Origin of the sequence: Streptomyces cyaneus, from assembly GCF_004028635.1 — a bacterium.
Classification (GTDB): Bacteria; Actinomycetota; Actinomycetes; order Streptomycetales; family Streptomycetaceae; genus Streptomyces; species Streptomyces cyaneus.
Genome location: NZ_RQJW01000003.1, coordinates 1,154,002 through 1,166,664 on the forward strand (window position 1 = coordinate 1,154,002; position 12,663 = coordinate 1,166,664).

General features: G+C 68.1%; 9 protein-coding genes and 1 pseudogene. 4 read left to right on the forward strand and 6 right to left on the reverse strand.

The genetic code is table 11. From position 1 onward, the window contains the following. Nucleotides 1–265 precede the first annotated feature (265 nt). Nucleotides 266–1,093: an SDR family NAD(P)-dependent oxidoreductase gene (locus tag EHO50_RS13990; RefSeq protein ID WP_128430350.1), complete on the forward strand. Its 828-nt coding sequence runs from the start codon at nucleotides 266–268 to the stop codon at nucleotides 1,091–1,093. A 445-nt stretch (nucleotides 1,094–1,538) separates the two neighbouring features. Beyond that, a complete protein-coding gene (locus EHO50_RS13995) occupies nucleotides 1,539–2,012 on the forward strand; it encodes a hypothetical protein (protein WP_128430352.1) in 474 nt (157 codons plus the stop codon). A 755-nt stretch (nucleotides 2,013–2,767) separates the two neighbouring features. On the opposite strand, the gene EHO50_RS14005 is transcribed toward EHO50_RS13995, so the two are convergent. Both EHO50_RS14005 and EHO50_RS14010 read right to left on the reverse strand, forming a co-directional pair. After that, the gene (locus EHO50_RS14005) at nucleotides 2,768–4,135 is read right to left on the reverse strand and encodes an RICIN domain-containing protein (RefSeq protein ID WP_425472173.1); all 1,368 of its coding nucleotides are present in this window, start codon (nucleotides 4,133–4,135) and stop codon (nucleotides 2,768–2,770) included. 31 nt (nucleotides 4,136–4,166) lie between these two features. Beyond that, nucleotides 4,167–5,597, reverse strand: coding sequence for an endo-1,4-beta-xylanase (locus EHO50_RS14010; protein WP_128430355.1), 1,431 nt, complete (start codon nucleotides 5,595–5,597; stop codon nucleotides 4,167–4,169). 770 nt (nucleotides 5,598–6,367) lie between these two features. Here EHO50_RS14010 and EHO50_RS14020 point away from each other — a divergent pair. Both EHO50_RS14020 and EHO50_RS44990 read left to right on the forward strand, forming a co-directional pair. Continuing rightward, nucleotides 6,368–7,843, forward strand: coding sequence for a non-reducing end alpha-L-arabinofuranosidase family hydrolase (locus EHO50_RS14020; protein WP_128430358.1), 1,476 nt, complete (start codon nucleotides 6,368–6,370; stop codon nucleotides 7,841–7,843). Nucleotides 7,844–8,038: 195 nt separating this feature from the next. Next, a pseudogene (locus EHO50_RS44990) lies at nucleotides 8,039–8,308 on the forward strand (family 43 glycosylhydrolase); the annotation flags it as partial. Between the two features lie 54 nt (nucleotides 8,309–8,362). Here the strand turns inward: EHO50_RS44990 and EHO50_RS14030 are convergent. The 4 genes from EHO50_RS14030 to EHO50_RS14045 form a co-directional block, all read right to left on the reverse strand. After that, nucleotides 8,363–9,139, reverse strand: a complete 777-nt coding sequence (locus tag EHO50_RS14030) for a thioesterase II family protein (protein WP_246101142.1) — start codon at nucleotides 9,137–9,139, stop codon at nucleotides 8,363–8,365. Next, complete coding sequence (locus tag EHO50_RS14035; protein WP_128430361.1) at nucleotides 9,136–10,308, reverse strand: cytochrome P450; 1,173 nt, start codon at nucleotides 10,306–10,308, stop codon at nucleotides 9,136–9,138. Before EHO50_RS14035 ends, EHO50_RS14030 begins: the two co-directional genes overlap by 4 nt. Then, complete coding sequence (locus EHO50_RS14040; protein WP_128430363.1) at nucleotides 10,274–11,572, reverse strand: MFS transporter; 1,299 nt, start codon at nucleotides 11,570–11,572, stop codon at nucleotides 10,274–10,276. Before EHO50_RS14040 ends, EHO50_RS14035 begins: the two co-directional genes overlap by 35 nt. Nucleotides 11,573–11,666: 94 nt before the next feature. Then, nucleotides 11,667–12,641: a TauD/TfdA family dioxygenase gene (locus EHO50_RS14045; RefSeq protein WP_128430366.1), complete on the reverse strand. Its 975-nt coding sequence runs from the start codon at nucleotides 12,639–12,641 to the stop codon at nucleotides 11,667–11,669. Between the last annotated feature and the right edge of the window lie 22 nt (nucleotides 12,642–12,663).

Below are 12,663 nucleotides of genomic sequence, written 5' to 3' on the forward strand. Positions count from 1 at the left end.
GCATGGACATGCCGAGCTTCGACGGCCTCACTCTGGCTTGGCCAACCATCGGTGTCAACACTGGTGCCATCACCGGTGTCAGCTTAGGTGTCACCAGCGTTGACATGCTTTGGATGAGTGGTCATGATGGCGCCGGGGTCGTTGCCCCCTCTCCGACACTCCACGAAGGACAGCGCATGACAGCCATCCAGGAAGAGCTGTGCTGCAGGCCCACTCCCGACGGACGCACGGTGAAAGCGCTCGCGGATCACAGGAACGGTGCCCGATGAACGCCACTGAACTGCCCACCGCGCGCCGCCTGCTCGGGAAGCTGCCCTTCGTCGACCCGGGCCGGCCCCCGCTGCCCGCGAGAACCGCGTTCCTGACCGGTGCCAGCTCGGGCATCGGCAAGGCGCTGGCAGCCGAGCTGTGCGCCCGCGGCTACGACGTGTACCTCACTGCGCGCAGAATCGAGCTCCTGGAAGAACTGCGGGCACAGCTCACCTCCGCGTTCCCGCAGCGTTCGGTGACCGTGGCCGCCCTCGACGTGACCGAGCACGACTCCGTGGCGCGGACGATCGACGACGCGGCCCGGCAATTCGGCGGACTCGGAATGGTCATCGCCAACGCGGGGGTCGACATAGGGGGCAACATCGGAGAGGGCCACTTCGAAGCGCACCGCGCGGTGGTCGACGTCAATCTGCTGGGTGCGATGGCAACCATCGACGCGGCCGTCGCACACTTCCGCGGCAAGGGCGGCGGGCAGGTAGTGGGCTTCAGCTCCGTCGTGGCCGGGGCGGGCCTGCCAGGCGGGGCGCCGTACTGCGCCTCCAAGGCAGGGCTCACGAGGTACCTTCAGTCGCTCCGAGGCGAGCTGTGGAACAGCGGCATCACCGTGACCACGGTCGCCCCCGGCTACATCGACACCCCGATCAACGAATCCCTGGGCGACAAACGACCGTTCCTCATCGACACCCGCACGGGCGCCCGCAAGATCATGGACCGCATCGAGTCCGGCGCCGTCCACGCGACAGTGCCCCGAGTGCCCTGGACCGTCGTCGAATACCTGCTGGCCCGGCTCCCGACCCGTCTGCTGCGGAAGGTCAATGCCTGACCGTCCAGGCTCGGGGACCACTGACGCGCCGATGCCGAGCCGCCATCACCCGGTGACCGTCGGGCCGGGCCAAGCCCGGCGCACACCGCACACCCGGCCCTGGTGCCACTCAGCACGCAGCGTTTCGGTCGCCCGCGCTCGATGACCGGGTTCGTCGTCGAAGCGTTCAGCTCGGGGCTCCTCATCGTCACCCACAGCCCCACCCTGTTCATCGTCACCGCCGTCATCTGGCAGACGTGCTGGCTGTCCGTCCTGGTACAGATACTCGCCGCGGCCTCGGTCATCGACTCCACCGGAAGGTGGGTGGCCGCCCTCAGCGGCGCCGGAGCACTCGGTGGAGGTATCGGCCCCCTGGCTGTCGGCGCGATCATGGACAACATGGGCGTCGGCGTCCTGAGCATCCTCCACCGCCGGAACACTCATCGCGGCACTCCCCCTCCTCAAGATGGCCGCGTCCAGCGACGCGGCAGCAGACACCGCATCCGTCACACCCCACCCGCAGGCCACGCCCGTCGCGAGGACGACCACAGAGAAACCAGCCTGCTTTCGTTGCGACTTCGCCCGCCCTCTGGGCGGCTGGCCCGTGGCGGCCACATTCTGGGCCAGAGTCGCACCGGCGAACCTGCCAGAGATCGGACACGCCCTGATTCGGCTGCCGCAGACGCGCAACTGCGCCGCGATCAGCCGCCCCAACAACCTCATTCTGCAGGCCAACCTGCATTCGGTGACCGACGTCCTTCGCTTCGAAACACACCTGGCCGCCGCTCACCCCGAGCTCGACATCGTCGAACGGGTGATCACCATGCGGCACGAGAAGCTGTTGGGCCGCCTCCTTGACCACCACGGCCACACCATCGGAACCGTCCCTCCGGACATCTGTGGGGAGTCGCCTGGAGAACTTCGTCGACCCCGCACGTGATGTCCTTCTGCGGCTCAAGGAGTACGGCGCGGTTCCTGTCGGGGCGGACCAGGAGGCCGGTGGCTTGGTCATTGGCTCGAACGGTGGCGGCCTCTCCTATGTCAGCCACCTGGTCGAGCTCGGCAGTTCCTGGAGGCGCTGGCGCGATCCCTGACGCGGTTCCTCGCCGAGGGCGAGCCGGGATACCTGTAGGTGCGGTCCCCGGCGCTTCATGGTGTTAGCCGCAGGCGCGAGTTCTGCCGACGCAAAATGGCGATCCACGGCCCGCAACTGGTGCGCAGAATGCGCTGTTTCGGCCGGCGGGGTGACTCCTGGGCGTCCCGACGGCGGTCCAGTTGGTCTATTCCAAGGGGCGCCTGTAGAGAGTGTTACAGAAGGCCGGGCCAAGACGATGGGCCTGATCCTGACCGGGCGCACGCGCGGCGCCGTCGAGGCCGAGCGGGCCGGCCCGATCTCCAGCGTGGCCCGCCGACCATCTCCTGGAGGAGGCCGCCGAGATCACCGCCACCCTCGCCCTCGTTCAGCAAACCCGCGGCCGTGGCGGCCTGCGAGGCCGTGACCGGGCGGGCAAGACCTCCCTCCGCGAGGGCGTGCTCTTCGAACGCCACTTCTCCCACGGCCCGTTCGCCGGCCGTGACCAGTCCGAAGGCGTGGGGGCTCTCCTGAGAAGGCCGGTCCGTCCTTCTGTCTGGGATATACGCCGACGGAGTGGAGCCAGGATCATCCTGGCTCCACTCCATGGTGCGGGCATGTCACTAGAACTGTGCGAAGAACCTCCAGATCTCTGCTTTGGTCCACGTGGCGACGCCGCTTTCGCCGGAGGAGCCGTCGACCGGACCGGGTATGTGGCCTCCGTCGAACGCGGCCCATTGGACCGGGTATCCCGCACGGCAGCCCGCGTAGGTGGTGGTGATGTGCGTTCGGCTTCCCGGCGCGGGCTCGCGCGGGCTCTGGGGGGTGCAGCCGTTGTTGCGGACGAATGTGTCGCGCAGGGACCGTCCTTGCCCGATGTTGAGGACGTTGTCGCTGATGCCGTGGATTCCGAAGTAGGCGATGGGCTGGGTGCCGCCGCTGCACCCGCTGATCTGGGCGCCGGAGATGACCGCGACGGCCCGGAAGACGTTCGCCCGGCTGCATGCGAGTGCGTAGCTCATACCGCCGCCCCAGCTGAATCCCGTGGCGAAACGCTGTGCCGGGTTGACACAGAGGCCGCCCTCGATGCGCCGGATCATGTCGTCGACGAAGGTGATGTCCTCACCGCCCGAATTGGCCCAGCCATTGCCGAGGCCCTGGGGGGCGACGAGGATCGCGGTGTTGTTCGACTGTTCCTGTTGGCCGTAGTAGGACCAGGCGTTCCCGCTCGTGCCGCCCGAGGCGACGTCGCCAGCGGTTCCGCCCCGCCAGTGGAACGCGAAGATCAGCCGGTAGCGGTGGCTGTTGTCGTAGTTGGCGGGAACCCTCAGGATGAAGCTGCGGCTCTTGCCGCCGCTCTGAATCGTGTGCGTACCGCTCGCCAGCGTCGGGGCGCTGCCGCATCCACCGCCGCCACCGGACGACAGCTTGATCATCTGCCATTGCTGGTTGGCGCCGCCCCAGTCGGCGTACTGGACGACGTTGCCGCCGTCGGCGGTGGAGGCGCCCTGCACCTCCACCGCCTTGCTGCTGGTGCGGTTGATCAGCCGGACGTGGCCCGCGTCGGAGTCGGCCAGGCGGAACTGCTGGTTGGCACCGTTGTGGTCGGCCCACTGCTGGATCGCGGCACCGTCCGCGGTCGAGGCGCCGGCCACGTCGAGAACCTTGCCCGAATGGCGGGCCTTGAGGCGGTAGAAGCCGTCGCCGGAGTCCACGAACTGCCACTGCTGGTTGGCTGCGTCGTTGCGTGTCCACTGGCTGACCCGAGCGCCGTCGGCGGCGGACGTGCCGGAGACGTCCAGCGCCTTGCCGCTGTTGCGATTGACCAGGACGTACCAGGCGTTGGTGTCCACCGTCGCCGCCTCGGCGGGCGCCGGATTCACCGCGGTGAGCATGCCGATTGCGGAGGTCGCCGCCACCACGGCGGCGATCCGGGACCACCAGCGATGTCTGGGTGGCGGGGCGGGGGAAGCCGCACCGTAGGTCTTCATCGATTCGCCCTTTCCTTTGTGGCAGGTCCCATCAGGTGCGGGTCCAGCGTTGGTTGCTGCCGTTCGAGCAGGAGTAGAGCTGGATCAGGGTGCCGTTGGCGGTGCCGGCTGCGACGGCGTCGAGGCAGAGGCCGGACTGGACGCCGACGATGGATCCGTCGGAGTTGAGGCGCCATTTCTGGTTGTCGCCGCCCCAGCAGCTGTAGATCTGGACTTTGGTGCCGTTGCCGGTGCCGCCGGCGTCCAGGCACTTGTTGCCGTAGACCCTGAGCTCACCGGCGGCGGTGTACGTCCACTGCTGGTTGGTGCCGTTGTTGCAGTCCCACAGCTGGAGCTGGGTGCCGTCGGTGGTGCTGCTGCTGGGCACGTCCAGGCAGCGCCCCGACCCGACGCCCTTGATCTGTCCGGAACCCGAAGGGGGCGTGGAGGTGCCGCCGTTGAGTGCGTTGAGGACGGCGGTGTAGGCGGGCTTCTTGCTGCCGTCGCCGTTGAACAGCAGCGGCGTGTCCTGCGCTCGCCAGGAGTCGGTGTCGCGCACACCCCAGACGGTGATGCCGAGGCAGCGCGGGACGGCCAGGCAGTCGTTGGTCACGTTGGCGTAGGTCGTGGCCGGGGCGCCCTGGATGTCGAGTTCGGTGATGGCCACGTCGACGCCGAGGGCGGCGAAGTTCTGCAGGGTGGTGCGGAAGTTGCTGTTGTAGGGGCTGCCGCTGTTGAAGTGCGACTGGAAGCCGACGCAGTCGATCGGCACGCCGCGCTGCTTGAAGTCCCGGACCATGGCGTACATGGCCTGGGTCTTGGCCCAGGTCCAGTTCTCGACGTTGTAGTCGTTGTAGCAGAGCTTGGCGGCCGGGTCGGCGGCGCGCGCGGCGCGGAAGGCGACCTCGATCCAGTCGTTGCCGGTGCGTTGCAGGTTGGAGTCGCGCCGGGCTCCCGAACTGCCGTCGGCGAAGGCCTCGTTCACGACGTCCCACTGGGCGATCTTGCCCTTGTAGTGGGCCATCACGCCGTTGATGTGGCTGATCATCGCCTGGCGCAGCGTGCTGCCGCTGAGGCTCTGCATCCAGCCGGGCTGCTGGGAGTGCCAGGCCAGGGTGTGGCCGCGCACCTGCTTGCCGTTCTGCACCGCCCAGTTGTAGACGCGGTCACCGGCGGTGAAGTTGAACTGGCCCCGCTGCGGTTCGGTGGCGTCGATCTTCATCTCGTTCTCGGCCGTCACCGAGTTGAACTCACGGCCCGCGATCGTCGTGTACGCCGAGTCGCCCAGCCTGCCCGAGGCGATGGCGGTGCCGAAGTAGCGGCCGCTCTGCGCCGCCGCGGCGCCGAGCGTGTTCTCGGCGGCGTGTGCGGTCGGCGGCGCGACCAGTGCGGCGACCACACCGAGGACGCCGACGACCAGCGCCAACAGCAGGCCGCGGATCTTCCGGCGGATAACCGGTCTGGGAAGGGCATACGAGCCCATGACTGTGCCTCCAAGGTAGAAATCACGGAAGGACTGAAGCGGAGGGGAATGCGTCGTCCGCTCCCCCTCGGCAGACGGACGGGGTGGGCCGGAACCCGGGCAGCACGGAATCACCGGACACCGCGGTCATGGGACCGGGACGATCTCAACCGGCACGGACGGCACCCGGTCGGCCATCGGGTGACGTACGGCGGGCGGCGGCGGTGTTTCGACACAGGCATGGGGGTACCTCCATCGCGGCTCAGCCGGGGGACCGCCACGCGGCGTCGCGCACCTCTCCAACTGCGCGAACAGCCAGGATGCGCTGGTGCGAACCTCACCGGAACGAAACGGGGTGGCGCAGGTACTCCGGCGCGTTGTTCGCTATCTCGAACTATGGCCGGTTCTCAGACTGGGAGATTGAGGTATTGACGATGGATCGTCAATACTCTCCGCAGAAGAAGTTTCGGTTTCTGGTCCGAAACATTCGGAAATCCCGGCGAGCCGGACGGCGAACCCCCGGCGCCGCCGTCGGCGGATGCCTAGCGGCTGTATCCGCAGACTCTGGAGTGTTTCCCGTCGACACGGCAGCTCGTCAGACCCAAAGAAGAGGCGCTGTTTGTAGACAGATCGGCGACAGGCCTTGACCAGAGGGCCCCACATTCCTAGCTTGTGGCGTCGAAGCATCCGGGATTTCTTCGAAACTTTCGAGATTGTCCCTGTCCCCCGGCACATCCGCTCCGCGGTTCATCGGAGTCACCTCACCCCCGCCCCCTGAAGGAGGCCCTCTGATGTGGTTTCGCCATCCGTCCCCGGTCCGTCTAAGACGCTTACTCGCCGCCCTTGCGCCCTTGCTGCTCGTGGCTACCTTCCTCGGTGCCCAGCCCGCCGCCGCGGCGACCGTTGACCCCAACGCCTCGTATGTGCTGGTCAACCGCAACAGCGGCAAGGCCCTGGACGTCTACAACCTGGCAACCAACGACGGCGCCCGCATCACCCAATGGACCCGGAACGATCAGAACCAGCAGCAGTGGCAGTTCGTCGACTCCGGCGGCGGTTACTTCCGCATCAAGTCCCGCCACTCCGGCAAGGTGCTTGACGTCCACAACTTCTCCACCGCCAACGGCGGCTCGATAGTCCAGTGGGCCGACCTGAACGGCACCAACCAGCAGTGGCGACTGGCCGACAGCTCGGACGGCTACGTGCGGCTCATCGCGCGCCACAGCAACAAGGCCCTCGAAGTACAGGGCGGCTCCGCCTCCGACAACGCGAACATCGTCCAGTACGACGACTGGGGTGGCGCCAACCAGCAGTGGCAGCTCGTCAAGGTCGGCGGCACCAACCCCGGCCCGTGCGATCTTCCGTCGACATACCGCTGGACATCGACGGGCGCGCTGGCGCAGCCCAAGGCTGGGTGGGCCTCGCTCAAGGACTTCACCGTCGCCCCCTACAACGGCAAGCACCTCGTCTATGCGACGACACACGGCGCGGGACCGGGAACGGGCTGGGGTTCGATGAACTTCGGCCTGTTCACCAACTGGCCGGAGATGGCCTCGGCCAGCCAGAACGCGATGTCGAATTCCACCGTCGCGCCCACGCTCTTCTACTTCGCGCCGAAGAACATCTGGGTGCTCGCCTACCAGTGGGGAGGTGGGAGCGCCTTCTCCTACCGGACGTCGAGCGACCCCACCAACCCCAATGGCTGGTCAGCACAGCAGACGCTCTTCTCCGGAAGCCTCCCCGACTCCGGAACAGGACCCATCGACCAGACGCTCATCGCTGACGGCACGAACATGTACCTGTTCTTCGCCGGTGACAACGGCAAGATCTACCGGGCCGGCATGCCGATCGCGAACTTCCCGAGCAGTTTCGGCTCGAGCTACACAACGATCATGAGCGATACTACGAACAACCTGTTCGAAGCCCCGCAGGTCTACAAGCTCCAGGGCCAGAACCGCTACCTCATGATCGTCGAAGCGATCGGCTCGCAGGGCCGCTACTTCCGCTCGTTCACGGCCACCAGTCTGAACGGCTCATGGACACCCCAGGCCGCGACCGAGAGCAACCCCTTCGCCGGCAAGGCCAACAGTGGCGCCACCTGGACCAACGACATCAGCCATGGCGAACTGATCCGCACCAGCGCCGATCAGACCTTCACTGTCGATCCCTGCAACCTGCAGTTCCTCTACCAGGGACGCGACCCCAACTCCGGCGGCGACTACGGCCAATGGCCCTACCGGCCGGGTCTGCTGACACTGCGGCGCTGACGGCGTGACACGAGTCCGCCTCCGGTATGGAGCCGGCGTGGCGGGCGGGCTCGGCGGAAGGCCGAGCCCGCCCGGGTCACGCGACAACGTCAGCGCTCATACGGCGACGGAGCGCGGGGTCGGACAACGCTCACCAGCCCGAGGGCCATCCCGTAACGCGGTCCGCCGCCGGTGGCGCTTGCGGGAGGCGGACGCTACTACACGGCCGGACGGGAGCCGTACGACCTGGGCACGCAGCGGATCCATGTGCTGGAGAGCGCCGGTCTGGACCCGATGTTCATCCAGCCGCTGTCGAACCCGTGGACCGCCGCCGGAACCCGCCGCGTGCTCTCCACCCCCACATACAGCTGGGAGACGGTGGGCGGGGCGATCAACGAGGGCGCCGAAGTCCTTCAGCGGGGCGGCAGGACGTTCATCGTCTACTCCGCCAGCCACTGTTCCACGCCCGACTACAAACTGGGCATGCACCCTCCCAATTCTCGTGAGTTTGCTATCGATCCGTACGAGACGATGTCGCTCTCAAGCCGAGAAGTCCCCGGTAATCAGCTCGATCACTTGCTGCGCGTGGTCCATGAGATAGAAGTGCCCTCCGGGGAAAACATGCGACGCAAAAGTGCCGGCGGTTACGGATGCCCATTCCGTCGCCTGACGTCGGTCGACTTGGGGGTCGTTGTCGCCGAGCAAGGCAATGACGTCGGCTCGAATCGGTGTGGCGTCGCGCGGCGGGCGATAGGTGTCGATGAGGTGGTAGTCGTTGCGGATGATGGGCAGGAACATCTCCCGCAGATCCGGTTCGTGGAGCACCTCGGTCTGGGTGCCGCCGAGTCCGGTCATGGCGGTGATGAGTTCGTCGTCGGTGCGCGGAACCGGGTCGATCTCCTCGGAGAAGTCGGTGATGCGTCGGCCCGACACGCACAGCCGGGTGAAATGGGTGGCTCCCTCGGCTTCCAGAATCCGCAGGGTCTCGTAGGCGACGGCGGCGCCCATGCTGTGGCCGAACAGGACGGTTTCGCGGACGGGTTCGGCGAGGAGGGCGTGTGCGGCGGCTGCGGCGATCTCGTCGAGGGCGGGGATCAGCGGTTCGGCGTACCGGTTCTCCCGTCCGGGGTACTGCACGGCCAGCAACTCGTAGGTGGGGCCGAGGTGTTGGGCCCAGGGGCGGTAGAAGCTGGCGCTTCCGCCGGCGTGCGGGAAGCAGACGACGCGGCGGGCGGCGGAAGGGTTGGCGCGGTATCGGGCCAGCCAGGGCGAGGGCCGGGACTGCTGGGACTTCGGGGCCGGTTGCATGCTCGTCATCGCCAATCGATCGAAACGGGAAGACCGCTGTAGCCCTGGACCAGGTTGGAGCGCATCCACTGCGGCTCGCTCTCCGGGCTGACCGCGCGCGCTTCCTGGGAGAGCTGCCGCAAGAGTTCGCGCAGTTCGATGCGGGCGAGCGCGGCTCCGAGGCAGTGATGGGGGCCGTTGCCGAAGCCGAGGTGCCGGTTGGGGTGGCGGTCGTACTGGTAGCGGTGCGGTTGGGTGAAGCGGCGGGCGTCACGGTTGGCGGCCGACAGCCAGGCGACGACCGGGTCTCCCTTGGTGAACTCGTGGCCGCCGATCTCGCAGTCCTCGGTGGCCACGCGCAGCACGTGCATGGCCGGGGAGGTCCAGCGGACGACCTCCTCGACCGCCTGGTCCAGCAGGCCGGGATCCGCCCGGAGCGCACCGAGGACCTCCGGGAACCGCTGGCAGATGTGGAAGAGGCCGGTGATGGCGTGCCGGGTGGTCTCGTTGCCGCCGATCAGCACGTTGTCGCAGTTGATGAGGACGTCCTCGGTGCTCAGCCGGCCGTCCGCGAGCAGGGTGCTGACCAGGTCGGTGCCCGGGTTCTTCTCCCGTTCGGCGATCAGCTCGTAGAAGTAGAAGAGGATCTCCGAGTGCGCCTCGGCGGGTGTCATCTTGTCGAAGCCGGTGTCGTGCCCGCCGAAGGCGTGGTTCGTGAGCTCGATCAGCCGCTCGCGATCGGCGAGTGGCACCCCGATGACCTCGCACACGACGGCCGCAGGGATGCGCGGCCCGACCTCCGCAGCCACGTCGGTGACCGGCTGGGCCCGCATGCGAGTGAGGACTTCCTGGGTCTCGGTGCCGAGGACGCTCTGGAGTTCCGGGGCGCGCAGCCGGGACAGGAACGGGCCGACGAGCCGTTTGAGGGTGGTGTGCCAGTCGCCCTCGCTGACCACCATCATGCGGCCACCGGACTGGTCGGCGTGCTCGGTGTCGAAGCCGATCATCATGCCGTACTCGGAGGTGAACGGCGCCTTCGGGGAGAGCAGCGCCGCGCAGTCCTCGTGGGAGAACACCGACCAGAAGCCGTTCGGTGCGATACCCGGTTCGCTCCACACCTTCGCGTCCGAGGAGACGTACTCCTCCCACATCTGGAAGCGCTCTTCAGTGGTGTACAGATCCGGATTTGCCAGGTCCATCGGGAGCCGTCTTTCTCGAGGGTTCGTGGGCAGGGAGCGCACCCGCCGGGGTGCCGTGGGAGCCGGCTCCCTCCCGCAGGACACGGCTCGCCAGCGCGGACAGGGCGACTACGGCCATGAGGGCGGCACAGGCCAGCAAGGTGACGAGCCGTCCGGCGAGGTCGTACGCCACCCCGCCGATCAGCGGGGCGATCGCGCCGCCGCCCCCGCTGAGGATGTTGGCGATGCTCACCACCCGCCCCCGGTGCGTGTCGGGGGTGAGGGCCAGCTGCTGGGTGGTGAAGTAGGCGCTGGCGGTCGGCGCGGCGAAGGCTATGAGGCCGAGCAGGACGCCCGGGGTGTAGCCACCCGGCAGGACCGCCATCGCGGCGGTGAGCGTGGCGAACAGCCACTGCACGAAGAAGACGGGACGCGCCCCGGTGAGCAGGCGCTGGAGCGAGGGCGCGGCGAGCGCCCCCAGCAGGCCGCCGACGCCGAGAAGGCCCGCCATCGCGCCGATCAGCCCGGAGTTCATGCCGGACGCCTTCGCCGAGGCGATCACGACAAAGTAGACGGTGCCGAAGAACAGATTCGTCACCGTCGCGTGGAACAGGCCCACGCGCAGGAACGGGTGGCGGGCGATCCATCGCACGCCGTCGAGCAGTTCGTCGAGGGGGCGGCCGCGCTCGGGCTTCGGCCCTGCACCCTTCCCCGTTCCGCTGCCGAGAAACAGCAGGAGCACCAGCCCGATCCCGTGCGCGGCGCAGCCCACCACGAACGGGAACGCATTCTTCAGAGCCAGCAGGAAGCCGCCGGCGGAGGTGCCGACGAGCTGTCCGGCGAAGGTGCGCGCCGAGTTCAACGCGACGGCGCCGGACAGCCGTTCCGCGGGCACCAGGGCAGGAATCAGCGCCTCTCCCGAGGCCAGTGCCACCGCCGTCGCCACGCCGTTGACCAGGGCCAGCAGCAGCAGCGCCGAGAAGGCGGCGGTACCGGCCCACAGGGCCAGCGCCAGGCTGCCGAACGCGGCCACCTGAGCGGCCTCGCACCACAGCAGGACGGTCCTGCGGTCGTACCGGTCCGCGATGGCACCCGCCGGAAGCCCCGCCAGCAGCAGGGCCACAGCGTCGACGAAGCCGATCAGGCCGGCCTGGGAGGCCGATCCGGTGATCGTCAGGGCGAGCAACGGCAGCACGATCACCGCGATGCTGTAGGCGAATTCGCCGAAGGTCTGACTGGTCCACAGCAGGGTGAACCCGGCCCTGCCGGCCGGTGGTGAAGCCACGGATGCTCCTTGCCTGGACAACGACGCCGGTACGACGACACCAGTACGACGGCGCCGGTACGACGACCTGTACGACGGGGTGGGGCGGGGGCGGTCAGGCGAGCACCCGCGACCGCTTCCCGGTGTGCACGTAGGTGCGGCGCAGGTCGCGGACGACGCTCGTGCGCTTGAGCCAGCGGTCGGTGCCGTCGTAGCGGGGGGTGAACACGTCCCGGCCGTGCACCACCCGGTAGTTGTCGAGGAAGGCGACCATGCCGGGGCGCAACACGACGCGTTCGGCGCTCGCGTTGAGCCGCTCCGCGCATTCGGCCATGGCCCGCTCGGCGTCGGTGTCACCAGAGAGCGGGCTGGTGAAGTCGGCGTCCATGCGCAGGTACGGGAACTCGGCGGGCCCGAACAGCACGGCACCCCTGTCGTGCGGGCGCTCGTCCAGACCGGCGGCGGTGCCTTCGACAGTGCCGTACTCGTGCGAGTCGTCCGGGTAGAACCGGAACCGGTCCTGGTGCAGTACCTCCCGCACCGAGTCGTCGAGGTCGACGGCGTCCACGCGGGCGACGGTCGTACCGACCCCGTCCGGGTTGCGCAGGCACATCAGCGCCACGTAGTCGCCCCGGCAGGCGTGGAACACGTCCTCGGTGTGCAGGGTCAGCTGGGTCTGGCTGCTGGCGCTGGTCAGCGAGGTCTCCTGCCCCTTGGAAGGGCAGACGTCGTGGACGAGGCGGCCGTTCTGCTGGTTCGACCAGGCGAACGGGTCGCCCAGCAAGGAGGCGACCAGCAGCAGGACGAGTTCCTCGCGGATCGCCGCGCCCTCCTTCTCGGCGATCTGCCAACTCGCCGGTGTGGGCACGAGGTTCTCGTCCACGGGCAGGTTGGACACGGTGATGACCGCGGCCTCGTCCGCGCGGGAGGCGACCATGAACTGCCTTAAGCCCAGCGGGAGTTTCTCGGCCTCGGCCTGGATCCGCTCCGGGTACTGGTACGGCTCCCATACTTGGTGCCGGGCCAGGAAGGCGTCGGCGATCTGCCCGGTCACGTACTTCTCGTCCTCGCTGAGGACATAGTCGGCCATGAGGATGGGTTTCCTTTCGTGC